We start from the raw sequence: 25,793 nt of genomic DNA, 5'->3' as shown, positions 1-25,793 counted from the left end.
TAACACTCAGTTGAATTTCAATTGTTGTTCCCAGAGGTGTTTTGAACGAGTAATTTTAATCTCAATTTTCAATCTAAACCAATATCGAAAGTGAATAGTTTTTTAAGAATGATGAGCCTGCTCGTATTGGTAGGCGCTTTTCCAAGTGTGGGACACACACAGGAGAAACCCAATATAATATTCATCCTGGTAGATGATCTTGGATATGGTGACATAGGTGTTTTTTTTCAAAATGAAAGAAAAGTACGGAACGACCGAAGTGAACCATGGATCATGACTCCAATGCTGGATAAAATGGCAAATGAGGGAGCTATGTTGACGAACCATTATACTGCTGCTCCTGTCTGCGCACCCTCTAGAGCTTCAATTTTAATGGGGGTCAGCCAAGGACATGCGCACGTTCGCAATAATCAATTTGATAAGGAAATCGGGGATAATTATACGGTCGCTGATGTGCTTAAGAATGTAGGATACGAAACCATTGCGATTGGTAAATGGGAATTACAGGGAAAAGGAAAAGGGCCTGATTGGCCAGCACACCCGTTGAAAAAGGGCTTTGACCAGTACTTTGGTTATATCCGACATGGAGATGGACACGAGCATTATCCTGTAGAAGGAGTTTACCGTGGGAGCAAGGAAGTGTACGATGGGTATGAATTGGTAGAAGGACTTGACAAGTCTTATACGGGAGATTTGTTCACGGCCAAGGCAAAAGACTATATTATTTCACATCAAAATAAGAAGTCAGCACAACCATTTTTCATGTATTTGGCCTATGACACCCCTCATGCAGTACTGGAATTACCTACGCAAGATTATCCTGCAGGTGGTGGCTTGAATGGAGGACTTCAATGGCTAGGTACTCCTGGTGAAATGATTAATACAGCTTCCGGCGAAGTGGATTCATTTACCTATCCTGAATTTGCCAATGCTACCTACGATCACGACAAAGATGTAAACACTCCAGAGGAGGAGTGGCCATCTACCTACAAGCGATACGCTACCGTGAATAGACGTATTGATGATCAAGTAGGAGATTTGATGCAATTGCTCAAAGACCTGAATATTTCAGAAAACACCTTGGTTGTATTTACTTCAGATAATGGTCCGTCCAGAGAGTCTTATTTACCCAAGGACTATGTGGCCTATACGCCTGAGTTTTTTAATAATTTCGCAAATTTTGACGGCATAAAGAGAGATGTGTATGAGGGAGGTTTACGCACAGCTACGATTGTACATTGGCCATCACATATCAAAGGAGGGACTGTCGTTTCTACCCCAAGTATTTCGTATGACTGGATGGCAACCTTCGCGGACGTTTCCCAGGCAGCAGCACCTATTCGTACAGATGGTGTATCCTTATTGCCTTCTCTGATCGGAAAGGGAAAACAAGCCTCCAGCAAAATATATGTAGAATATTCTGAAAATGGGAAAGTGCCTGGCTATGATGAGTTTTTGGAATCTCACCGAAACAAAAAGCGTGGGGAAATGCAGATGCTTAAAAAAGGTGATATGGTAGGGGTTCGCTATGATATTCAAAACCAAGCCGATGATTTTGAGATATATAATGTAGTGAAAGATCCGCAGCAAGCGAGGAACCTAGCTGGTGAAAATATCAAACTGCAAGAGGAATTCAAGTCTATGGCACTTAGAGGTAGAATGGCGGATGTAGGAGCTCCTCGTCCTTATGATAATTCACTTGTTCCAGCATTGGAAGGTCTGAAAGTCAAAGAAGGCTTACTAGCCACTTCATATCAGGTCAACAGCGCTTTCATACCTTCAGTATTGGGGAAAGCAATTTCAGAAGAAGTGCAGGATTTGCCAGCTATTGAAGGCGAAAGTGGAGATGGTAATCTAGTAGTTTGGACTGGATACATCAAAGTTCCAGAAGGTGGGAAATACACTTTTTCTGCTGATCGCAAACAAAGTCACTTCTTTATGCGAATTCATGATAGTTCGGTAGTAGATGGTAATTATTCGACAGATGATTCACCTCAGGGTACTGTTTATCTGGAAGCAGGAAATCACCCTGTGAAAATTTATATGTTGAAGGAAGACAGCTCGCCAAAACTTGACTTGTCATGGAGTTTTGAAAATGGACCTACGGTGTTAATTCCCTCAGAATTCTGGTTTAGATAATTAAAAGAAGCCGTGTTCGAAGAGGTGGTGAATTCTTAAATAATAACTTTATGTAAAATCTGTAACATATTTATTTACAATAAACAATAAAGCTTTACCTAATCAATAGGTAAAGCTTTATTTATGAGTCTGTATTGATATTAGTCGTTTGGGTAAGGAATGTAAACGAAGCTCGTAAAAGCACCATCCATCACAAATAAACAGCAGAATTCATCTGGGTCCTTGTAGGCTTTTTCGAAGTCAGGAAGTGATTCTTCAGCGATTAACTTGCGTTGCACAAACTCATCCACATAGGTCATGAAGTAGTTCCAATCCAAATCTTTTTCATCTTTTCCGATGAAGATTTTCCCAATTGGCTGCATCTCTTTGGAGATAGGAAAGATTGGGAAATCAGAGAATTTTCGAGTTCTGATTTGATAGGATGCTTCCTTGAGCGTATCTGAAATCTTTATAAAATCACTGGTTATTGTACCCAGGTATTTACCACTTAGTTCGGGATCGTTGAAATCTGAAATCATGATTTTAGAGTTAAGAGTACGACGTTTTCTACGTGATAAGTCTGCGGGAACATGTCCACAGGTTGAATTTTTTCTACTTTATATTTTTCTCCCAAAAGCGCTACATCTCTAGCCTGAGTCGCAGGATTGCAGGACACGTACACGATTTTGGGAGCGTTCAATCTCAAGAGCATCTGAACTACCTTCTCATCCATTCCGGCACGTGGAGGATCAGTGATGATGAGATCTGGAGCAGCTTGATTTGCGATGAATTCCTCGTTCAGCATGTCTTTCATATCGCCAGCATAGAAAAGGGTGTTGTCTATTCCGTTGATCTGAGAATTGATCTTCGCATCTTCGATAGCAGCTGGCACGTACTCGATGCCTATAACTTGCTTGGCTTTTTTGGCTATGAAATTGGCAATAGTGCCTGTTCCCGTATAGAGATCATAAACTACCTCATCGCCTTGCAAATCGGCGAAATCACGCGCTACTTTGTACAATTCGTAGGCTTGCTCGGAGTTGGTCTGGTAGAAAGATTTCGGGCCAATTCGGAATTTCAAACCTTCCATTTCTTCCTCGATATAATCCTTTCCTGAGAAAGTAACTAAGTCTAAATCATGGAAAGTCTCATTTCCTTTGGTGTTAATCACATACAGCAAAGAGGTGATTTGAGGGAATTTCTCAATCAAATGCGCCATTACCTTTTGGATTCCTTCCGGATCATCTTCCCCGAATTGCACGATCACCATGGATTGCTCCGTGCTGGTGGTTCGGATGATGAGATTGCGAAGTAGCCCAACTCGTCCTCTAATGTCATAGAAGGTTAGTGCATTTGCGAGCGCAAAAGTTCTCAACTCATTTCTAACGTCATTAGAGATATTCCCTTGCAAGTAGCAGTGATCCACATCGACGATTTTGTCAAACATTTTCGGGATATGAAAGCCCAATGCATTTCTGTCAAACTCTTCTCCTGACTGGATCTGCTCAACAGTTAACCATTTCTTATTTGAAAAAGTAAAATCAAGCTTATTTCTATAGTATCGAGTATTTTCAGAACCTAAAGTCGGCATCACTTCAGGGATTTCCACTTTGGCTATGCGCTGAAACTGATCCAAAACCTGCTGACGCTTGTAGGTTTTCTGCAAGTCATAATTGATGTGTTGCCACTTGCAGCCACCGCATGTGCCGAAATGTGAGCAAAAAGGATCAATTCGTTCTTTGGAATATTCGTGGAAATTAACCGGTTCTCCCTCCATGAAAGAGCTTTTCCCTTTGGTGATCCGTACATCTACCACATCTCCAGGAGCTACTCCCGTTACAAAAACCACTTTCTCCTCATGATGTCCCAAACATTTCCCCTCCGAAGCTATTCGCTCGATGAGTAGGTTGGTAATCACTTTGTTTTTCATTTTTCGCGACATGGGCGCAAAATTAAGTAAAAAAGATGAGGTGGATCAATGGAATGAGAATTAGAATAAAAATGTATATTTAGGTGTTCTACGAATAATTAGATGATTAATGAAAAAATAGTATAATGAAAAGCACTTTTATGATTTTGTGCCTTGCCTTATTTTTCTATTCCTGTGGAAAGGGTGGCGGGAAGGTGGGTGAAAAGAATGATTTGATTCTCAGATTAGGTGGACAAAAGATTATTCCAGTGAATGACAAATCCACTAATTTTTCCATACTTTCTCAAGTTCACATTGAGGAAAATGGTAATCAACTTTATATTCATCTCAATTATTTCCGTTCTAATCCAAACTATATATTTATTAATTCCTTCGCAGATCCCGCTTTAGATTTGGTTTTGGAATTTGAGAATGAAGGGCCAAACGGAGTGGGAACCATAACTGAGTTTTATTTTCATTCCTATGATTCTATCTTTTTAGTAGATAGATACAGCTATACGGTTTCGCTAGCGGATTCTTCTGGAAGAGTTAAGCAATCGTATAGGCTTAAAGAAAACGAAGGCAATAGGCCAGATGAGGATTCTGTATTACCCTGGAGTACCTCCAAATCACGGATGTTTCTCAAAGGTAAACTTCTGTATATTCCTTGCGTCCCAGATACAGATCCATTTAAAAGTCAATACAAGAGTAAGAATTTACTGATCAAATTAGACTTGGAAACAGGAGAGTATACTACACTTTTAGGATATCCTGAATGGTACCAAGATGGGAATTACTGGGGAGGGGCAGACCATATTTTGCCCAGCATATCATCCTTTAAAGATCCAGATAAGATTTTAGTAAGCTTTCCCCTGGTAGATTCAATCTATTTGCTTGACCTCAGAACTGAAAAGATGTCACCATTTTTTTGGATGGGTAATTCACATATTGAAAAACCTAATCCAATTAATTTTAAAGAAAGCCAAACAGATAAGCAGCGACATTTTCAATTGTCAACAGATTACTATTTTTCCTTGAACTACGATCCTTTTAGAAAAGAATACTGGAGACTGTTTTATAAGAAATATGATGAGGAATCCATTGCAAAAATACTTAAAACTGATAAAGGTTTACCAAACCAGAGGTCAGTTATTATATATGATGAAAATCTAGAACGAATCGGAGAATTTGATTTTAATAAGGACTGGCGTGCCTCTGGCTACAATCTATTCTTTCTAAAGGAAGGTGTTTATGTAGCAGTAACTCCTGACTCTATTGAGGATAAGGTGTTTTTTCGTCAATTGATTGTAAATTAGGATAGAACTAGCCTTTTTTCACAACTATAATAAAATGGCAAACACCTATCATCAGATTTACATCCAATTGATTTTTGCCGTGAAGGGGCGGCAGAGTCTTTTGAAAAAGGAGTTTCGTCAGGAGTTTTTCAAAGTTATGGTTTTGATGATTCAAGATCTTGGCCACAAGTCCATTATAGTCAATGGAGTCGCTGACCATGTCCATTGTTTTATAGGGCTAAATCCCGACAAAACCATTTCAGATTTGGTTGAAAAATTAAAAACCTCATCTAACCATTTTTTAAAAGATAAGAAGTGGGCGGACGGAAATTTCTCATGGCAGAAAGGGTATGGAGCTTTTTCATATTCAAAATCTCATGTCGATAACGTGTATCAGTATATATTGAATCAAGAGATTCATCATCAAAAAATGACTTTTAAGGAAGAGTATATGACGCTTCTAAGGAAATTTGAAATTGAATTCAAGGATGAGTATTTATTTGAATTCTTGGATGATGTGCCCTTATGAGCGATTTTAGGGTAGATAATAAATCGCTTCTCCGAAGCTCGTGCTATCAATTTTGATTAATAATTACAATCAAAAAGCTTCTCCGAAGCTGTTTCAAAGCCAATATTGTTCGATAAAAAATAGTTTGACTCTGAAAATATAAAATCTACATTAATAACGCCAGCGGCGCATTTTAATTGTAGCAATGTGATCCCGAATCCACCAGAGCATCAGAGGTGCGATTTAATCTTTATCGGGTAAATTGAAATTTCTATGATAGGTTTGGATATTAAATCGCTTCTCCGAAGCTCTTCCTATCAACTTTCATTGAATTTTACAATCAAAAAGCTTCTCTGAAGCTGTTTCAAAGCCAATATTGTTCGATATAAAAGTGATTGACTCTGAAAACACAAATTCTTACATTAATAACGCCAGCGGCGCATTTTGACTGTTAATACGTGGTTGTGAATTAGCCAAAGCACCAGCGGTGCGATTAGATCTTCAATCGGGCAAATAATTACTCTGATGATGTTATCAGTTATAAAATCACTTCTCTTAAGCTCTTGCAGATTAATGGGATTATTTTTTATAAATAAAAAGCTTCTCTGAAGCTAAAATTAATCTCAGGACCTAATTGAATGATATTTTAGCTGTTGGGTTTTCGATATATTCTGAGTAGCTCCAGCGGCGCATTTTTATTGTAATAACAGGATTCCGAATCGGCCAAAGCACCAGCGGTGCGATTAGATCTTCAATCGTTATATATAATTCCAAAACTTTAAAATTGATTTTTTGGTTAGAAAAAGGTTCAATAGAAAATTTGCATTTTGGCTGAGAAATTGAAGCAAATCGCTTTTGTTGCTTTCTCCAATTCAAAATTTAAAAATCACAATTCAGTATCTTTGCACGATCAATGAAACAAGACAGCCTAAAAGATAAAGTAGTAATCATCACTGGAGCTTCCTCTGGTATAGGGGAATCCTGTGCTCTTGCCTTTGGCAAGGCTGGTGCTAAGATTGTGATTACAGGCAGAAATCAGGATAAACTGGAGTTAAGTAAAGCTAAGCTTGAAGCTGAAGGCATAGTTGTGTTGGCTATTTCGGCTGATGCTGGGGTGATTGATGACAATGAGCGCATGGCAAAGACAGTATTGGCAGAGTTTGGGAAAATTGATATTCTGATAAATAACGCGGGAATAACTATGCGAGCCTTGTTTGAAAACCTTGATTTTAAGGTCTTTCATAAAGTGATGGACACGAATTTTTGGGGTACAGTTTATGCCACTAAGTTTTGTTTGCCGTCTATCCTCGAGAACAAAGGATCTGTGATCGGGATTTCTTCAGTCAATGGATTCCGCGGTACACCAGCTCGAACGGCCTATACCGCTAGCAAATATGCCATGAATGGATTTTTTGAATCACTTAGAACTGAGGTAATGAAGAGAGGTGTTCATGTGCTGGTGGCTTGTCCTGGATTTACTGCTTCAAACATTCGTATAAACGCACTGGATGCGCATGGATCTTTGCAGGGCGATTCGCCCAGAGATGAATCTAAAATGATGAGTTCGGAAGAAGTAGCAGAGAGAATACTGAAAGCTACGTTGAAAAGAAAGCGTGATTTGACGCTTACTACACAAGGATGGTGGTTGAAGTTCTTAAATAAATGGATGCCAGGAAGGTTGGATTATATTGTCTACAATCAATTGAAAAAGGAAAAAGACTCACCTTTCCACTAAATGCATGAATCGATCTTTCAGACTTACCGAAATAGACTTGTTGACCTGTCTTCCAAAAATAGGTCACTTTATTTGCCAAAAACGGAAGGATTCGGGATCGTTGATCTGAAAGAGCTAGATTTTTTGAATGGAGAAAATAGCTTTGAAATCATACGAAAGGCGATTTCTTCTAAGAAACCAATTCCATTAATTCCAGAATCTGACCCTAGAATTGGGAGTGTAAATACGCTTTCCAAGACATTAGCTAGGCTTTCATTTCGAGACCAATTGACCCGGGAGGAGACAGGCGAGCAATCTCTTTATCTAGGTTGGCCATTTGTGGAGGGGAAATTAATAAATGGTCAAGTTCTTCGTGCTCCATTATTGCTTTTGGGAGTAAAAGTCCAACTGGAAAATGGGCTTTGGAATCTCTCCAAAACCGATGATTGGCAATGGAATCCTGCTTTTCTGTTAGCTTATTCACGCGGATATGTGAAAGCATTTGATGTGGACGCTTTGAATCAAGCTTTGCAGGAATTAGCAATAGATGCAACTGAATTCCGTACTGGGTTCTCTAAATTACTCAATGATCACTTCTCGATTCAGCTAAGTTCATCGCTGTTTGAAGATCAGCTAACTCAGTTTCCAATTTCTCAATTGAGCGTTGATTCTACTAGTTTCCAAGATGGAAAGTTGGTTTTGAAAAGCTATGCACTTTTGGGTCAATTTGCTCAGAAGGGCAGTTTTCTGTTTACAGATTATGAAAATCTGGAAAATGAATTTGGCGAGTTGAGTTTGGAGGAAATGTTCACTCAGCATTTTGCAAGGGATGACAATCAGCCTATTCCTAGAGAAGAGCAGCTTTTTCCTGTGTTTCCTTTAGATGCTTCACAGGAGAATGTGTTGGTTAAAGTTCGACAAGGAAAGAGCTTAGTAGTAGAAGGTCCTCCAGGTACAGGTAAATCCCAGTCGATCGCGAATCTAGTTTCGGATTATTGTGCTAGAGGAAAAAAAGTCTTGGTAGTTTCTCAAAAGAGAGCGGCCTTGGATGTGGTATTTGAGCGATTGGAGAATGCTGGTTTTGGTGGTTTCTTGGGTTTAGTACATGATTTTCGTGCAGATCAAAAGGTCCTTTTTCAGAAAATCAAAGCTCAAATCGAAGGGATAGAAGCATATCAAGAGGAGAATAGAGGAATTGATTCTATTCAACTCGAACGCGAGATCTCGCAGTATTCCAAGACTATAACCAGACTTTCAGAGAAATTTGAAATGTTTAGAACTGCTCTTTTTGACTCTGAGTCTGCTGGAATTCCTATCAAGGCAATGTATCTGAACGCAGATCTGAAAATGCCAATGTTTGAGCATTCGGATTTAGCTAAGCTCGATTTTCAAGGAGCGCAGGAATTTGAGAAGTTTTATAAAATTTACTTTTCTTATCAGGCTCAGTTCAAAGATAACTTTTGGGAAAGCCGAATTTCTTTTGCCCATTTTGAGCCAGCTGTTTTCCCAAGAATTTCTCAAAGCATTAAAGAGATATCTGGTTTCAGTTCAAATTCAACAATTGCGAATCCCGATATTTTAGCTCAGCTGATTTTAACGAAATGCAATTTCGTTGATGAGTTGGATGGTTTGACGAATTATCTGAATCAGTTGGAGCGGCCTACTTTAGCTATTTCCGCAGTTTTCGATTCAAAGTTTTTATCGAAAATCACCAAACTTCAGAAATGGATTTTGGTATCGATTGAAAAACTTCAGCATTTGCAGCTAGGGATTGGGACCAGTCCAGAAAACCTGTCAAAACTTGAAATAGAGCTATATTCTCTGAGCCCAAAATCAAATTCATGGCTTGGGAAAATCCAAGTGAATTTGAGTAAAAGCAGGTATTTACTGACTTTTGGAATTCTGAACAAGGCGAATCTGAGTTTTGATGCAGCGTCGATTTCCAGTATTCGGGACGAACTTGAAACGCTCAAATCATTAAATCATGAACTTTCCGAACTTCCAAAAATTGAAGGAGTGGAGGTGACTGAGCTCTCTGTCGAAGCATTAAGACGTCAGCTTGATTTACTTGACCCAATTCTAAATTGGATAGAGTTATGGAAGAGTCAAAGTGATATTCAATCGATAGTTAGTTGGAATATCAGTGAATTTAAGGTTCAGCTCGCCCAACTAAATCAGCTAGCAAAATCACTTCAGCTTAATGCTATAAAGTGGAAGGCCTATTTTAGTGATGAGCAAATTCTGGGAGTTTTGAAAAATGAAATTCCTGAAACCTCTGCTGAACTGCAGTTGAATCAGACTTTTTCTGAGTTGGTTGCCTTTGATCGCTTCTTGGAAAGTTCTGACTCAATTACTATTTCACTTGCCAAAAAGGTGGAATCAGAATTCCCGGAATTAGACTTGTCAAATCAGCTTTCAGCTTTCTGGAATTCTTGGTATTTGGCTTGGATTGCTAGTTTGGAAGCGAAAAATCCTATTTTGGCTGAAGCTGGCGGTTTGAAAATGGAGCATGAGTTGGATGAGTTGAAGGAAGCAATTCTTGAAAAAAGGAAGATCTCTAAACATATCGCTTTACTTAGGCTTAGGGAGCAAGTCACGGCTGATTTGGAATTTAATCGATTGGGAAATAGGCTGACTTATCGAGATTTGCTTCATCAGGTGAGTAAGAAGCGGCAACGTTGGCCAATTCGTAAATTAGTGGAAGAAATTGGGGAGGAAGTTTTTCGCTTGTTGCCCTGTTGGTTTGCGAGCCCGGAGACTGTTTCTGCCTTGTTTCCACTTGATCAAGAATTCGATCTGGTGATTTTCGATGAGGCTTCACAATGTCAGGTTGAGCGAGGATTCCCGGCAATGCTTCGTGGAAAGCAGGTGGTAATTGCTGGAGATTCCAAGCAGCTGAGGCCTTCGGATTTCTATCAAGTAAAATGGGAGTCTGATGAGGAAGGCTTGGAATACGAAGCAGAATCATTACTTGAATTGGCAGGTAATTTCTTTGAAAAATATCAACTGAAAGGTCATTATCGTTCTTCAGATCCGAATTTGATTCATTTTTCCAATCTGCATTTCTACGAAAATCAATTGGAATCCTTACCGGATTATGAGACTTCGATGGCTGGCCAGCCTGCATTTTCTTGGGAAAAAGTAGAAGGTATTTGGACTAACCAAGTGAATAAAATGGAGGCTGATGCAGTCGTTTTGAAAGTTGCATCTATTCTAAGTTCCAGCCCAGCAGATACTATTGGGATAGTGACTGGAAATTATTTTCAGATGGAATTGATTCGCGAAAAGCTCTGGAAAGCGGGTTTTCAAGATTTTGGAATCAAGGTTCGTAATATCGAAAATGTGCAAGGAGACGAGTTCGATCAGGTTATTTTGTCCTTGGGCTATGCTCCAAATCTAGAAGGGAAGTTGGTGACTAACTTTGGTTTGCTAGGTAAGTCGGGAGCGGAAAATAGACTAAATGTGGCTATCACCCGAGCTCGGAAGATGATGCATGTGATTTCAAGTATTGAACCGGCGGATTTTCGTCCTAGCCAACTTAAAAATCCAGGATTAGTTTTACTCAGAGAGTTTTTGGCTTTTGCTCAAGAGCAAAGTAAATGTCCTTCCATTCCAGTTGCGAAGTCTAAAGCGAAAGGTTACGAGATTGATTGGAGCTTGAAGAATAAGCTGCTTGCTAGTGGTAATTCTTACACTTTAGAAACCCCGTCAGCAGTGATGGATATGATTTGGAGTGAATCAAATGGTGCTAAGAAGGCAGTGCTTACGGACGACCAACGATTTTTTAGTGCATCTAGTGCAAAAGCGGCTTTAGCTTATCATCCTATTTTGCTTGAACAAAAAGGATGGAGTTTTGAATGGAAATGGAGTAGAGAGATTCTTGTTAGCATTAAATAGTATCATTTTGAATGATAATTCATTCGTTAAGTCTATTTTTCTTAATTAATGACTGATTTGTCATTCATTATTATTTTTGATCTTTTGTATTATAATTCATTCATTAAGAGGTACATTTATGGATAATGAATGATATTTAAGTCATGGATTACAATCAAATAAGCGATTTAGCAATTCTTCAAAAGCTGGGAGACTTTGTCAAGCATCATCGTATGGCTCAAAACAAATCTCAAGAGCAGTTGGCTACAGAGGCGGGTGTGAGTAGATCCACGTTGAGCCTGCTAGAGCGCGGCGAAAAGGTTAATTTGATCACTTTGATTCAAGTGCTCCGTGTCCTTAATCAATTACAATGGTTGGACTCGTTTGAAGTAAAGCCCGTAATTAGTCCTATGACCTATATTAAGCTTCAAAAGAGGCATGAGCGTCAGCGTATTCGCAATGTGAATATGGCAGCTGAAGATCCACCCTTAGAATGGTAGTATCGGCTGAAATCTGGATATGGGATAAGTTTGCTGGGGCGATACTATGGGATGAGTCGGAGCTGATGGGCAGTTTTGAATTCAATCAAAATTTCCTTAGCTCGGGTCTGGATATTTCTCTTATCAAAATGCCTTTGAGTCAAGGGAACAGGGTTTATAAATTTCCTGAAATCCGAAAGTCCCGAGGCGATGTTTTTGACACGTTCAAGGGGTTGCCCGGTTTGCTGGCAGATATGCTACCGGACAAATATGGGAATCAATTGATTAATGCTTGGTTGATCCAAAATGGTAGAGGAGCAGATAGTCTCAATCCTGTAGAGCAACTTTGCTTTATTGGAAAGAGAGGGGTTGGAGCTTTGGAAATCAAGCCATCTCTTCGGGATGAGTCGATCAAAGCGAGTTCAATCGAAATAGATAGCCTGGTAAATATCGCAGGGAAAATCCTCAATTCCAGAGCCGATTTCCAGTCCAACTTAACAGACGAGGAACAGTCTGCGCTTTCTGATATTCTCAAGATCGGTACTTCCGCAGGTGGTGCGCGTGCAAAGGCAGTGATTGCTTTCAATCCTAAAACAGGTGCGGTGAAAAGTGGTCAGGTAAAGGCTCCAGCTGGATTCTCCTATTGGATCATCAAATTTGATGGTGTACATGATTCTCAATTTGGTGCTACAGTGGGCTTTGGAAGAGTAGAAATGGCCTATTATCTAATGGCTGTAGCTGCTGGGGTCGAGATGAGTGAGTGTAGATTGCTTGAGGAAAATGGCCGCGCTCACTTTATGACCAAGCGATTTGATCGAGAGGATAATGGTCAAAAAATACATATGCAGAGCTTATGTGGTATCCGCCATTTTGATTTCAATCAAGTTGGATTCTTTAGTTATGAGCAGGTTTTTGAGACCATGAGAATGCTACGACTTTCGTATCCTGAAGCTGAGCAGATGTTCATTCGAATGGTTTTTAATGTGTTGGCAAGGAACTGTGATGATCATACCAAGAACTTTGCGTTTCTGATGGATCAAAACGGGAAATGGTCGCTGTCACCCGCTTACGATATTTGCTATGCTTATCGCCCTGGAAGTCTCTGGGTGAGTGCTCAGTCCTTGACTGTAAATGGTAAAAGAGAAGAAATCGTCGAAGCTGATTTCTTGGAAGTAGCCCGACAGATGAATATCAAAAAGCCTGAGGAAAAGATCGCTCAGGTGAAATCAGCAGTGAGTAAATGGGGCGAATTTGCGGATGAAGTGAATGTTGAGAGTGGTTTACGAGATTCTATTCAAAGCACATTATTGATATGATGTGAGTGGGGACACTCTTATCGATATCAGTATTGTAAAAGATTATAAACTCGCCATCCATCTAGCCAGCTGTACTTCATGTACAAGGTAATTCCCTTCGTCTTTTATGACCAATTCTAATTTTTCTAAAGCTTTCAAGGCTGTACTCACAGTGCTTGCTGCTCCGAGGTTATGCTTTTGGGTAAAGTCTTTGCTAAGTGGGTTTTGCAAGGGTTCTTCCTTAGCAATCGCTCGAAATACATTCCACTGAGCGCGTGTAAGCATCTTTTGGAAATTTGCAAAAACAGCCTGTTGCTGCTTCAAAATCTGATCGAATACCACATCCACATCCGAATTGCTCACTTTTTTGTAATTAGCAAAAAGATGATTGCAGACTAGCTGTACGGTATAAGTTTGTCCACGGCTCCAGCTATAAATCTTCTCAATTGAATTAGGCTCTATTGTCTTTTTTGCAGCTTGAAAATGCTCAGTGATAAATTCCGCATATGCCTCAAGGGCTATTGGCTGAAGGGATTCCAGCTGGGAGCTTTGATAAAAGGGCCGCTTTTTCTCCGTAAACATAGCCTCCATCAGCGTGCGATGACTACCGCTGAAGATAAACCGTACTTCAGGGATTTGCTGAACCCAGGTTCGAAAAACAGCTTCTGCCTTGTTGTCTTCATAGTCTGAGATTTGCTGAAACTCGTCGATTGCGATCACTATTCGCTTTTTTCGAGAAAGCAGAAATTCTCCCAGAGCCTTGAGTGATTGGCTTGGTTGCTCTGATTTATTTATTCCAAGTGTTATTTCCGGTAAACCAGAAAGTGGACTGAAATTGATTGATGCTCCAATAGAAGCGAGTAGTTTTTGGATGCTTGCACTGATGCCTGAGGTGGTTCTGCCGTATTTTTCATAGATAGCTGAAGCAATTGCTTGTATCGCTTCGTCCATGTTTTGGGTAGCAAGCAAGTCTATGTAGATTGTTTCACAACCTTTGGAAGTTTCTAATTCTTCAAAAAGTCGATGGATAAGCGCTGATTTACCTAGTCTTCTCCATGCATAAAGTACCACGTTTCTATCGTTTTCTATATGAGAAATGAGCATGTTTAGATCATTTTCTCTGTCACAGAAATAGTCTTTCCCTTGATAGGTATTGATTACAAATGGATTGAAGGGATCTTTCATGATTCTTAGATTTAATATTACGTAAATAGCGTTACGTAAATAGCGTTACGTAAAGTACGTAATAAAAACCTTAATTATCAATTCGTCATTATTTTTAAGAGCGAAATATTAAGTACTAAGTGAAAGTGACCAAATACTTACATATACCCAACCGCAGTATAAACGACTATCCCAATCCACTCCTTTGACAGTTTGTGCCAGATAAAGATGGAATAAGGGTCAGGGAAAAATAAGGTTGGGATATCGTATTTGGTGTCGTTGCTATAATAATCCGTGGGGAAAGTTTCTGTTTGAAACCCAACTTTATCGAAGCAAGCTTTGGATCTTTTCATATGAAAAGCGGAAGTGATCAGTATAAATTCCTGATTAACGTCTATTCCATTTTGCTCCAAAAAATCCTTGGTGAAAAGAGCATTTTCATATGTGTTTTTGGATTGATCTTCTATCATTACATCCTCAGCTGGAACTCCAGTCATCAGAAGGAATCGTTGCAGAAGTTCGGCTTCTGACTGTGGATTTACGGGGTTGAGCCCTTGTCCACCGGTGATGAGTATTTTCTTAATTTTCCCCTCACGGTAAAGCTGCAAGGCATGAGTGATTCGATCTGCACCCTTATTAAAAAAAGTCCGGTCGTAAGCGGTCTTACTCAGGTTTGTAACTCCGGTGAGTACTATGCCTATTTCGTGATTTCCCACCTCATTAAAGGCTTTAAAATCTGGTTCCCAGGCAAGCATAGCTTGATTTGCAATAAATGGGTTTGAGAAAAACCAAAGCAAAAATATCCCTATCCAAAGTGCTCTTTTTCCCCATCTTCTTTTGATGAAAAAAGCCCCAAACACAATCAGAATGATAATAATAGTGAGGGGAAGAGCAAGGAAGCTTAAAAATTGGGAGAAGTAGAAAAACATGAATTGATTTTAGTGTTTGTTGTAAAGAAAGGAGTGAAATGATCAATAATCAAATTCAATGTTAAATGTGCAATAATCAAGTAGCCAAGCCTTGAAAATTGAGCAATGAAAATTGTCCATTGCTCATTTCCAAAATCTTTTGCCCAACATTTCCTTAAATCCATCACATCGGGTTATTTTTGAGCATGAGTTCAAACCAACCTAACCTATTGCCTTTGCTTCAAGAACTTTCCACTCAACTGGAAGGAACTTTGCAACTGGATGCGCTTACCAAAACACTTTATGCCACTGATGCTTCCGTTTATAGGGAAATCCCTTTGGCAGTAGCTTTTCCAAAAAGCGATTCAGATATCCAGAAACTGATACTTTTTGCCTCCAAAAATTGCACTTCACTGATACCAAGAACTGCGGGTACCTCACTTTCGGGTCAGTGCGTAGGTAATGGGATTGTGGTGGATGTGTCCAAGCATTTTACCAAAATACTGGAATTGAATGTAGCCGAGCGCTGGGTTCGAGTGCAGCCAGGAGTGGTGCGTGATGAACTCAACCGCTTTTTAAAGCCTCATGGACTTTTCTTTAGTCCCATTACTTCCACTGCCAACCGTGCGATGATTGGTGGTATGGTAGGAAATAATTCTTCTGGTACTACTTCAATCGTCTATGGAGTAACGCGCGATAAAGTCATCTCCCTTGATACTATTTTGAGTGATGGAAATTCAGTGAAATTTGAGGAGCTTTTAAAAGATGAGTTTGAGAAAAAGACAAAACTTCAATCGCTTGAAGGTGATATTTATAGAAAAGTAGCTGAGGAGTTGGGAGACGAGGAAGCTCGACAAGAGATTCATGCTCAATTTCCCAAAAAGTCTATCCATAGAAGAAACACTGGTTATGCAGTAGATGAATTGTTGAAGGCTGATATTTTTGAGGGGGAAGAAAAATTCAACTTTTGTAAGCTTTTAAGTGGTTCTGAAGGCACTTTGGCTTTCACTACAGAAATCAAAATCAGCCTTGATCCACTACCTGAGCCTATTGAAATCGTGGTTGCAGCGCATTTCGAGACGATTCATCAAAGTATGGTTTCAGCTCAGACGGCCATGAAGCATCCAGCAACTGCAGTGGAATTGATGGATAAAATTATTTTGGATTGCACCAAAGAGAGTATAGAGTATAGCAAAAACCGCTATTTCGTAGAGGGTGATCCTGAGGCACTATTGATGGTGGAGTTTCGGGGAAATACTTTGGAAGAAGCTATGGCAAAAGGCAAAGCTTTGGTGGATGACTTGAAAGCAACAGGACTTGGCTATGCGTATCCTATCATTGAGCCAGCGATGGTTTCTACCGCTTGGGCACTTCGCTCTGCAGGGTTGGGGCTTTTGGCAAATATACCTGGAGATGCGAAGGCGGTGGCATGTATTGAAGATACTGCTGTGGATATCGAAGATCTCGCCAATTACATTGATGAAGTAGATGAAATGATGGCAGGATTCAATCAAAAGCCTGTTCATTATGCTCATGCCGGAGCTGGAGAGATACATTTGCGACCGATTTTGGATTTGAAAAAATCTAAGGATGTGGAGGAGTTCTATCAGATTTCTAAGGCTTCCGCCGAATTGGTGAAAAAGTATCAGGGTTCATTAAGTGGGGAGCATGGAGATGGTAGAGTTCGTGCGGCCTTCATTCCTATGATGGTGGGGGAAAAGAATTATCAGCTTTTCCGTAGGATCAAATTCTCATGGGATCCACAGAATATTTTCAATCCAGGCAAGATCGTGGATGCCGCTCCGATGAATAAATTTCTGCGCTATGAGCCAGATATGGAGACCCCAACTCATGATACCTTAATGGACTTTTCCAATGTGGGGGGTATTCTCCGCTTGGCAGAAAAGTGTAACGGTTCTGGGGATTGTCGCAAGTTGCCTGAATCTGGTGGCACGATGTGTCCGAGCTATATGGCTACTCGCAATGAAAAGGATACTACTCGTGGCCGCGCCAATACGCTTCGGGAGTTTCTCACGATGGACAAAAAGGAAAACGCCTTCAACCATCCTGAGATCAAGGAGGCGATGGATTTGTGTCTTTCCTGCAAAGGCTGCACTGCCGAATGTCCTTCGAACGTGGACATGGCTAGCATGAAAGCTGAATTCCTCTATCAATATCAAAAGACAAACGGTATTCCACTGCGATCTAGAGCTTTTGCCTACATCAATGAGCTAAACGAATTGGGTGCGAAAACTGGTGGCTTAGCAAATTTCATGTTAGGAAATAAGCTAACAGGCGGCTTAATGAAGTCTATTTTGGGTGTAGCTCCAGAAAGAAATCTGCCTGAAATCAGTAAAGTTAGTCTCCGAAAGTGGTACAAGAAGAATTATCAGTCGCTTCCAAGTGCAGCAAAGCAAATCAAATCTGTTTACTTTTTTGTAGATGAATTCACCAATTTCAATGATACTAAGATAGGTATTAAAGCGATTTCATTGTTGAAAAAGCTAGGCTATGATGTGAAAGTCGTAGATCATGAGGAAAGTGGTCGTTCTGCACTTTCTAAGGGCTTATTGCCTAAAGCTAAAAAACATGCTGAGGCAAATGTGATAGTTTTTGAGAAGCTGATTGATGGGAATACACCGCTGATTGGATTAGAACCATCGGCTATTTTGAGTTTCCGGGATGAATATCCTCGAATTGTAAAGAAAGAATTGGCGGAAGCAGCAAAGAAATTGAAATTTCATGTGAAGCTTATTGATGAGTTTTTGGCTCAGGAAATCGCCGCAGGAAATATCAAAGCTGATTCGTTCAATACACAGACACAGCATATTAAGCTTCACGGTCATTGCCATCAAAAAGCACTTTCTTCCATGATTTGGACGCAGAAAATTCTTTCGCTCCCAATAAATTATTCTGTAGAAACTATCCCAAGCGGATGCTGTGGAATGGCTGGAAGCTTTGGCTACGAAGCTGAGCATTATGAAGTTTCTCAGCAAGTGGGAGAGTTGGTGTTATTTCCAGCTATAAGGAAGGCTAATTTACAAACTATTATTGCAGCTCCAGGAACTTCCTGCCGACATCAGATAGCGGATGGTACAGGAAGAAAAGCAAAGCATCCGGTGGAGGTCTTGTGGGAAGCTTTGGCTTAAAAAAAAGATAGATTTTCTAATCAAAAAAAGGCCGGTCTAATAACCGGCCTTTTCTAAAATTAGTTAGCAATACACTTAAGCAGCTACGATGAACAATCCAGCGATTGTTAACACTTCATCCCTAGTCAAAGGCTCGTCAAATGCTTCGGTAATTCCATCTGAACCAATAGGTGTAACAGTGGTGACATTTACCCCACCTTGGATTAAATTATCTTCTCCATTATATACAGCCTGTGTGACTTCCGGCATTCCCGCACCTCTTTCAGCTTGTGTGATCCAGCCTTTGAGGCCTCTCAACCTTCTAACTTCAGAAGCATGTCTTGCTTCCACTGAATGGATTTGTAGCGCAGCAGTCAAAGCATCATTTTCAGCGATCAAGTTTCCTGCTTGTCCTTTGTATGCTCTTACACCAGTATCTTCGAAAGCTTGAGCTAAGATGAGAAATTGCTCATAATTTGTAAATGGGGAAAATGCTCCACCCACAGTAAAATCGAAAGTTGGTTTCGCTACAGGTGTTCCGCCATAGCTCATAATGGCCTTTTTAAGAAATGCCACGTGGTCTACTTCGTGTTTTTCGATGGTCTCAAAGATGGCCCGATCTTTTCCGGCAGGAATTAAATTAGGGCTATTGATGCCCATAGTGTAATACTCGCCTTCCAAATATTCAAGCGTAAGTGCAAAATTGAGCACATTTAATACAGTAGGTATATGGGCAGCTGAGACTTTTTGCGTACTGGCAGCCAAGATTCCGACAGGGATTGCAGCAAATGCAACACTTTTTCCAAAATTTGTGAGCTTTTTAAATGCTTCACGTCTAGAGGTAAATGATTCAAGCTCTTCTGTCTTGATATCATATTTATTGAGAACTTCAAATATTTTCATGATGTGAATTTTAGAGTTATGAGGTTGGTAATTGATTTGCAATGATCTTATTGGTAATAAACGGTGCCGCCATTTCCAATACCATAGTAGGAGAAAAAGCTCTATCCAAACCATTTGCATCAATTACATCGGCACCAGCAAAGGACCTTGGGTCAGCATCAAGAATACTTCTAATCGCTGCAGCATGTCGAGCTTCAACTGAAACGATTTTACCTGCAATTAATAGATAATCAGCACTTTCTAGAAGTTGCCCTGCGCCATTATACGCAGCCACACCGAGGTCTTCAAATGTTTTTGCCGTAGCCAATACACTTGATCTTTCGTTGAAATTAACGCTGCTGAAATCAAAAGACAGATCGATAATAGCATTTTTACCTAACGCCGCTTTTAGAAAATCCCTGTGAGCAACTTCATGGTTTTTGATGTCTTCCATCATTACCTTTTCCGATGGAGAAATTCCAGCGTACATATTCGCTACTACCATCAAATAAAATGCTGCTTCCAACTGCTCCAAAGCATAGGCATAATTCAGGATTCCGATATCTCCTTTTCCCAAAGGAACCGCCCTTACTTCTTGGCCTTTCCCGGTTTTTCTTGCATTTGGAAGTTCTTCAAATACCTCTTGGCAACCTGATAGTAAAATTCCAGTCGAAGCAATGGCTGCTCCACTGAACTTGAGAAAGTTCCTACGATCGCCCACTTTCTGTAGGCCTAACATAGGAACTAAATCCTCTGATGTTGTTTGTTTTGACATGGTGTTTTAATTAAAATGGTTTGAATAAATTGAACAATCATAGCAGAGCAACTCAGCTAATAAACTGGCAGTATTTAATTCAAGAAGGAATAAAATATATGTTAAACTACTATGATTGCTATCTGAAAAAGATTAAAAAGTAATACCATGTGACGTTTTCAAGTTGTCGGCTTGAAATTTACCATTAGGGATTAAGTGCTTTTTTGAGCGTTTAATCAAGGTTTTCTTATATACGAAGTTGGATCTTGGGTTGGATTGATCTAATGTAAAAAAAAAAATATCTCTTTAAGATTTGAGCTTAAAGAAATATTTAGAATAAAGAAAAGGAATACGTGCTTCTAATATTTTTGAGAAATGCCCGAAAAAATCTAAACTAGAAATGAAGGAAATAACTATCCCTCCAAAGGCATCTCTAAAATAAAACAGTTGATCTGAACTAGCCAGTAATCCACACTACCCTAATACCTTCCTAGCTACATATTCCGCACATCTTGCGGCCAGTCTGGCAGTAGCTTGATCATGGTCAAAAGCTGGATTGAGTTCTACGACATCTAGAGAAATAAGCTTTTTACTGGAAGCGATTAATTCAAACACTTTGAAGGCAAATTCAGGCCTGAAGCCCATCGGCGAAGGAGCGGATACTCCGGGAGCAAAAGCTGAGGAGAATCCATCCATATCAACACTTAGGTAGATTTTGTCAACAGAATCTAGAAACCAAAGGATTTTCTCCTGAATCACTTCCCAGTTATTCATTCTGAAATCTTCCATTACCATCCATTTTGCTCCAACTCTGTCTGCAGTCTCAAAAAGTGATTTTGGGTTTACCGAGCGTTGCACTCCTAAACATAAATAGTTGAATGAGTCTGGATTCTCTTCAGCAAGTTGTAAGAATGGAGAACCAGAATGACTCTGCCCGTCAATCGTAGGACGAAGGTCAAAATGAGCATCCATGTTGATAATGCCGAGTTTCTGGTTTTTGGTTGCCAAATGTTTGTAAACTCCCCGTCCATGTGCCAAAGCTAAATCATGTCCTCCGCCCAATAGAATAGGGAAATGCTTTGTTTCAAGCAAATTAAAAACTGTTTCAGAAATCAAATTATGGCTTACGTCCAACTCAGAGTTTTCTGTGTAAACATCACCATAGTCAAAGATTCTACTTTTTTCTGGCAAGTGAAAAGCTAAAGTGCCAAGATTCTTTCGGATTGCATTTGGCCCTTCCGCAGTACCAAGTCGGCCATGATTTCTTTTAACTCCTTCTTCTCCAGCATAGCCTAAGATGCCGACTTTCGGAGTTCCATGGTTATCGTCAACCTTGAGGTCTTTGACAGAGATAGTTGCTTGATGCCAATATTCGATAGTTTCTGATTTCCTGCCTGACCAAAGAGATGGATTTGGATTCTGATGGGACATTGAGTGTTGGATTTAATTTTATGCTAACTTAAAGATGAAGGTTTGATACGTTAGATACCAGAAACAATGTATTCTGTTTTTAGGTAATATTCAAAAGTTCAGCTGGGTTCCAATATGATAGCTATGAAATCGAGCCTGCCTGAGGCAGTCAGGCATGACTCAAAAGTCACACACTGGAATGATTATACCCTGCGAGATTCCATATGGCTATTGAAAATCAAATTATAATCATATGAAAGAATATAGAATTCCCCAGAAAGAAAATATTGACTTGGATGCTTTCAATGAGCCTGATGGTGAATCTGGAAGCTACACCTATGCAGATTACCTCAAGTGGGACTTTGAGGAAATCGTAGAATTAATCAAAGGGAAAATATTTGCTAAAGCTGCTGCTCCAAATCGCCGACATCAAGAGGTTTCAGGAAATATCTATCTAACGATAGGCCAATTTCTAAAGAAATATACCTGCAAAATATACTCAGCTCCTTTTGATGTAAGGTTTTCAAGAGACTCAGATTATTCAAAAATAGATTCTGTAGTCCAGCCGGACATTTCTGTAATATGTGATCCATCCAAATTGGATGATAAAGGTTGTTTTGGTGCGCCAGACTTGGTGGTAGAGATACTTTCACCTGGAAATAGCCGTGTCGAGCTCCAAAATAAGTATGAACTGTATCAGGAATATGGAGTCAAAGAATATTGGGTGGTACATCCAACAGATTGCACGGTTTTGATTTACACCTTGGTTGATGAGAAATTCCAGCCTTCTCGACTTTTTACTTCAGGAGATCAGATTCGATCTACTGCGCTTCCAGGGTTTGTACTTGATCTAGAAGAAATTTTGTAAAGATCAATTAACCAAATTGGTCACAGTGTTGGAACAGAAGGAACAGATAACTTCCTTCTTCTCCACAAGCAGTATTATTATCGGTATTGAAATTCCTATTTCTGGTTTTTTTTAGAATTCAATTGATCCAAAAATATCATCATTCACAAGATTTGGCAAGGTCACTTTCAATCCAGGACTTCGGTCCATTTCGCGTTGGATTGCTTCCAAAGAACCTGAATTTCTCGCCCAAGCACGTCTTGCAATTCCGTTGTTGACATCGTAAAATAGCATTGACTTTAGCTTTCTCTCAGCTTCCTCTGTCCCATCCAGGAGCATACCGAAGCCTCCATTTATCACTTCTCCCCAGCCTACGCCTCCGCCATTGTGGATAGAAACCCAAGTGGCGCCACGGAAACTATCACCAATTACATTGTGAATTGCCATATCAGCAGTGAATTTGCTTCCATCGTAGATATTGCTTGTCTCACGATAAGGAGAATCTGTTCCGCTGACATCATGATGATCTCGGCCTAGGACTATTGGTGCAGAGATTTCTCCAGCTGAAATAGCACTGTTGAATGCCTGCGCAATTTTCGCCCGACCTTCTGCATCTGCATAGAGGATTCGAGCCTGAGATCCCACGACCAGTTTGTTTTTTTCGGCTTCCTCGATCCAAGTAATGTTATCCTGCATTTGCTGCTGGATTGAAGCAGGGGAATCTTTCATGATTTCTTTCAATACTCGAGCAGCAATCTGGTCGGATTTTCTCAAATCTTCGGTCTTTCCGGAAGTACAAACCCAGCGAAAAGGCCCGAAACCATAGTCAAAGCACATAGGCCCCAAAATATCTTGAACATAAGAAGGATACCGGAAATCAATGCCGTTTTCTGACATTACCTCAGCGCCTGCTCTTGATGCTTCCAACAAAAAAGCATTTCCATAATCGAAGAAGTAAGTGCCTTTCGCTACATGTCTGTTGATGGAGTTTGCATGCCTACGTAGAGTTTCCTGAACTTTCTCCTTGAAGATTTCAGGATGTGCAGCCATCAATTTATTCGATTCTTCGAAAGAAATCCCCACTGGATAATAGCCACCAGCCCAAGGATTATGAAGTGATGTTTGATCAGAACCAAGCTCTATGAATATGTTTTCATGGTCAAATTTCTCCCAAACATCGACGATATTCCCTATAAAAGCGATAGATACCACTTCCTCGTTGCGCTTGGCAAGTTGAGTTCGGAATACCAGCTCATCTATATTTTCAATGAGTTCGTCTACCCAACCTTGCTCATATCGTTTTCTTGCTGCGGCAGGATTTACTTCAGCGCAGATTGTAATGCAACCAGCGATATTTCCTGCTTTAGGCTGCGCTCCACTCATTCCGCCCAAACCTGCGGTTAGAAATATCTTGCCAGCTGGCTTTTCTCCTGCTTTCAATTTCTTACGAAAAGCGTTCATCACTGTAATGGTAGTGCCGTGAACAATCCCTTGTGGCCCGATGTACATAAACGAACCAGCAGTCATTTGCCCGTATTGTGTCACTCCAAGTGCGTTGAATTTCTCCCAGTCATCAGGCTTCGAATAATTCGGAATCATCATGCCGTTCGTGACCACTACACGTGGTGCCTCTGGTGAAGAAGGGAAAAGCCCCATTGGGTGACCAGAATAAATGTGAAGGGTTTGATCATCTGTCATTTCAGACAAATACTTTATCACCAAAAGATATTGTGCCCAGTTTTGGAAAACCGCGCCGTTTCCGCCGTAAGTGATCAATTCCTCAGGATGCTGAGCAACAGCCGGATCTAGATTGTTTTGAATCATCAGCATAATTGCTGCTGCCTGCTGACAGTTAGCTGGATAATCCTGAATAGGTCTAGCATGAATGGCGTATTCAGGCATAAATCTGTACATGTAAATTCTACCAAATTCCTTGAGCTCCGCTAAAAAATCCTCTGCCAATTCCACATGCCATTCCTTAGGGAAATAGCGCAGTGCATTCCTGAGAGCCAGTTTCTTTTCATCGAGATTCAAAATATCTTTTCGCTTTGGAGCATGACTCAAAGTTCTACTTCTATATTTTTTGGAAGGGAGCTGTGAAGGTATTCCTTGTTGAATTTGATCTTGAAAAACCATTGGATTTACGAATTACGATTTGGGATTTACGAGTATGATCTGTTCTTCAATCTTCTGTTATAAACTCAAACTCTTACTTAAAAGATTGCCATGTCTAGGATCTTGGTTTTAATGTCTTAAGTCTATTGTCTTAGATTTTATTTCCTTTCTTCCAGACTTGAGCGGGCTTCATTTTCCCTTGTTGATATAGAATCTCTCTAAAATCGGCTATAGGATAAAGGTTAAAATCTGCCAGTGATCCTGCTTTTAAAATTCCGCGATCTTCTAAGCCCAAAGCTGCTGCTGCTCGAAAAGTGAGTGCTGCCAGCACTTCTGCTGTGCTGAGTTTTTCGAATGTTGCCAAAATGGAAGCTTGTGTCACCAAGTCTCCCATAGGTGCGGAGCCTGGATTCCAATCGCTACCAATTGCTAATGATCCTCCAAGATCCAAGATCTTTCGAGCCGGAGTAAACCCACAACCCAAACCTATTGAAGCGCCCGGAAGTGCTACTGCTACAGTTTCTGATTTTGCTAAAAGCTCAATTTCTGACTCACCTGAAGCTTCCAAATGGTCCGCTGATTTTGCGCCAAATTTCACAGCAACTTCAGATCCTCCAGCTGTGAATTGGTCTGCATGAACAGTTATTTCAAACCCTAAGTCTTTCGCTTTTTGATAATAAAGCTCGATCTCTTCTGGAGAAAAAGCACTTTTCTCAATAAATGAATCGATGCGATTTGTAAGGTTTTCTGATTTCAGAATTGGGAAAAGTTGCTCACTAATTAGTTTGAGATATTCTGAATTGCTTCCCTCAAAATCCCTTGGCTTCATGTGAGCCGCTAGGCAAGTTGGGTACAAATCGGCTTCAGTTTTCTGATCTGCTTCCTTGATAGCTCGCAGCATTTTTAATTCCTCAGCGACGGTTAATCCATAACCGCTTTTCACTTCAATCGTCGTAACACCTTCGCTTAGATGACGATTTGCATTTGCGATGGTTCTTTCTGTAAGTTCGGACTGATTGAGATTTCTTGTTTGTGTCACCGTGTCCCAAATACCACCCCCAGATTGTGCGATTTCCAGATAGGATTTTCCAGCATTCCGCATAGCGAAATCTTTTGCACGGCTGCCGCCAAAACAAATATGTGTATGACAATCTATCCAGCCAGGAAGTGCTACGTATTCACCTATAAGCTCTATTATCTCAGCATTTAGTAAAGCAGCTTTTTCCAATAAAACAGTGTATTCGCCAACTTCCAAGATTTCATTTCCTTCTATAAGAATTCCTGCATTTCCCAATAATTCCAATTGCTCATCTATTAAAGCTCCTTTTAGCGGAAGTTTGTCAAGTGTAAGCAGTTGAGTAAATGGGCCGATTAATATTGTGTTTTTCATG

General features: G+C 40.2%; 19 protein-coding genes. 9 read left to right on the top strand and 10 right to left on the bottom strand.

Annotated elements, in window-relative coordinates; genetic code table 11:
- Window positions 1-90 precede the first annotated feature (90 nt).
- Window positions 91-2,139 (top strand): sulfatase-like hydrolase/transferase, encoded by a 2,049-nt coding sequence (locus tag BVH02_RS09505; RefSeq protein ID WP_223271845.1) that lies wholly within the window; start codon window positions 91-93, stop codon window positions 2,137-2,139.
- Between the two features lie 140 nt (window positions 2,140-2,279).
- On the opposite strand, the gene BVH02_RS09500 is transcribed toward BVH02_RS09505, so the two are convergent.
- Window positions 2,280-2,657 carry a hypothetical protein gene (locus tag BVH02_RS09500; protein WP_086501207.1) on the bottom strand — a complete coding sequence of 126 codons (378 nt, stop codon included), beginning with the start codon at window positions 2,655-2,657 and terminating at the stop codon, window positions 2,280-2,282.
- Complete coding sequence (rlmD, locus tag BVH02_RS09495) at window positions 2,654-4,060, bottom strand: 23S rRNA (uracil(1939)-C(5))-methyltransferase RlmD (RefSeq protein ID WP_086501206.1); 1,407 nt, start codon at window positions 4,058-4,060, stop codon at window positions 2,654-2,656. The genes BVH02_RS09500 and rlmD overlap by 4 nt, the downstream gene beginning before the upstream one ends.
- A 113-nt stretch (window positions 4,061-4,173) precedes the next feature.
- Between rlmD and BVH02_RS09490 the strand changes: the two genes are divergently transcribed.
- Both BVH02_RS09490 and tnpA read left to right on the top strand, forming a co-directional pair.
- Complete coding sequence (locus BVH02_RS09490) at window positions 4,174-5,343, top strand: DUF4221 family protein (protein WP_086501205.1); 1,170 nt, start codon at window positions 4,174-4,176, stop codon at window positions 5,341-5,343.
- A gap of 34 nt (window positions 5,344-5,377) precedes the next feature.
- On the top strand, window positions 5,378-5,851 hold the full coding sequence (gene tnpA / locus BVH02_RS09485) for an IS200/IS605 family transposase (protein ID WP_086501204.1): 474 nt from the start codon (window positions 5,378-5,380) through the stop codon (window positions 5,849-5,851).
- A 609-nt stretch (window positions 5,852-6,460) separates the two neighbouring features.
- Here the strand turns inward: tnpA and BVH02_RS09480 are convergent.
- Window positions 6,461-6,706: a hypothetical protein gene (locus BVH02_RS09480; RefSeq protein ID WP_086501203.1), complete on the bottom strand. Its 246-nt coding sequence runs from the start codon at window positions 6,704-6,706 to the stop codon at window positions 6,461-6,463.
- A gap of 37 nt (window positions 6,707-6,743) precedes the next feature.
- Here BVH02_RS09480 and BVH02_RS09475 point away from each other — a divergent pair, with 37 nt between their 5' ends.
- The 4 genes from BVH02_RS09475 to BVH02_RS09460 all read left to right on the top strand — a co-directional run bounded on the left by BVH02_RS09475 (window position 6,744) and on the right by BVH02_RS09460 (window position 13,215).
- Complete coding sequence (locus tag BVH02_RS09475; protein WP_086501202.1) at window positions 6,744-7,565, top strand: SDR family oxidoreductase; 822 nt, start codon at window positions 6,744-6,746, stop codon at window positions 7,563-7,565.
- Window positions 7,566-11,441, top strand: coding sequence for an AAA domain-containing protein (locus tag BVH02_RS09470; RefSeq protein WP_086501201.1), 3,876 nt, complete (start codon window positions 7,566-7,568; stop codon window positions 11,439-11,441). It begins immediately after the preceding gene.
- 143 nt (window positions 11,442-11,584) lie between these two features.
- Window positions 11,585-11,920: a helix-turn-helix domain-containing protein gene (locus BVH02_RS09465; RefSeq protein ID WP_086501200.1), complete on the top strand. Its 336-nt coding sequence runs from the start codon at window positions 11,585-11,587 to the stop codon at window positions 11,918-11,920.
- Window positions 11,914-13,215, top strand: a complete 1,302-nt coding sequence (locus tag BVH02_RS09460) for a type II toxin-antitoxin system HipA family toxin (RefSeq protein WP_086501199.1) — start codon at window positions 11,914-11,916, stop codon at window positions 13,213-13,215. The genes BVH02_RS09465 and BVH02_RS09460 overlap by 7 nt, the downstream gene beginning before the upstream one ends.
- A 42-nt stretch (window positions 13,216-13,257) precedes the next feature.
- On the opposite strand, the gene BVH02_RS09455 is transcribed toward BVH02_RS09460, so the two are convergent.
- Both BVH02_RS09455 and BVH02_RS09450 read right to left on the bottom strand, forming a co-directional pair.
- Window positions 13,258-14,379 (bottom strand): AAA family ATPase, encoded by a 1,122-nt coding sequence (locus BVH02_RS09455; RefSeq protein WP_086501198.1) that lies wholly within the window; start codon window positions 14,377-14,379, stop codon window positions 13,258-13,260.
- A 137-nt stretch (window positions 14,380-14,516) separates the two neighbouring features.
- Complete coding sequence (locus BVH02_RS09450) at window positions 14,517-15,287, bottom strand: YdcF family protein (protein WP_086501197.1); 771 nt, start codon at window positions 15,285-15,287, stop codon at window positions 14,517-14,519.
- A 185-nt stretch (window positions 15,288-15,472) separates the two neighbouring features.
- Here BVH02_RS09450 and BVH02_RS09440 point away from each other — a divergent pair, with 185 nt between their 5' ends.
- Window positions 15,473-18,415, top strand: a complete 2,943-nt coding sequence (locus tag BVH02_RS09440; RefSeq protein WP_086501195.1) for an FAD-binding and (Fe-S)-binding domain-containing protein — start codon at window positions 15,473-15,475, stop codon at window positions 18,413-18,415.
- A 75-nt stretch (window positions 18,416-18,490) separates the two neighbouring features.
- On the opposite strand, the gene BVH02_RS09435 is transcribed toward BVH02_RS09440, so the two are convergent.
- The 3 genes from BVH02_RS09435 to hutG form a co-directional block, all read right to left on the bottom strand.
- Entirely contained in the window at window positions 18,491-19,297 is an 807-nt protein-coding gene (locus BVH02_RS09435; RefSeq protein WP_086501194.1) for a ferritin-like domain-containing protein, read from the bottom strand.
- A gap of 16 nt (window positions 19,298-19,313) precedes the next feature.
- Complete coding sequence (locus tag BVH02_RS09430) at window positions 19,314-20,051, bottom strand: ferritin-like domain-containing protein (RefSeq protein WP_086501193.1); 738 nt, start codon at window positions 20,049-20,051, stop codon at window positions 19,314-19,316.
- A gap of 453 nt (window positions 20,052-20,504) precedes the next feature.
- Entirely contained in the window at window positions 20,505-21,461 is a 957-nt protein-coding gene (hutG, locus tag BVH02_RS09425) for a formimidoylglutamase (protein ID WP_086501192.1), read from the bottom strand.
- Window positions 21,462-21,693: 232 nt separating this feature from the next.
- Between hutG and BVH02_RS09420 the strand changes: the two genes are divergently transcribed.
- Window positions 21,694-22,308 (top strand): Uma2 family endonuclease, encoded by a 615-nt coding sequence (locus BVH02_RS09420; protein WP_086501191.1) that lies wholly within the window; start codon window positions 21,694-21,696, stop codon window positions 22,306-22,308.
- A gap of 111 nt (window positions 22,309-22,419) precedes the next feature.
- Here the strand turns inward: BVH02_RS09420 and BVH02_RS09415 are convergent, their stop codons facing one another.
- Window positions 22,420-24,423: a urocanate hydratase gene (locus BVH02_RS09415; protein WP_086501190.1), complete on the bottom strand. Its 2,004-nt coding sequence runs from the start codon at window positions 24,421-24,423 to the stop codon at window positions 22,420-22,422.
- Between the two features lie 130 nt (window positions 24,424-24,553).
- A complete protein-coding gene (gene hutI / locus BVH02_RS09410; protein WP_086501189.1) occupies window positions 24,554-25,792 on the bottom strand; it encodes an imidazolonepropionase in 1,239 nt (412 codons plus the stop codon).
- Window position 25,793 lies beyond the last annotated feature (1 nt).

Origin of the sequence: Algoriphagus ratkowskyi, from assembly GCF_002150505.1 — a bacterium.
GTDB classification, from domain to species: domain Bacteria; phylum Bacteroidota; class Bacteroidia; order Cytophagales; family Cyclobacteriaceae; genus Algoriphagus; species Algoriphagus ratkowskyi.
This window is presented reverse-complemented; position numbering and strand designations above follow the sequence as displayed.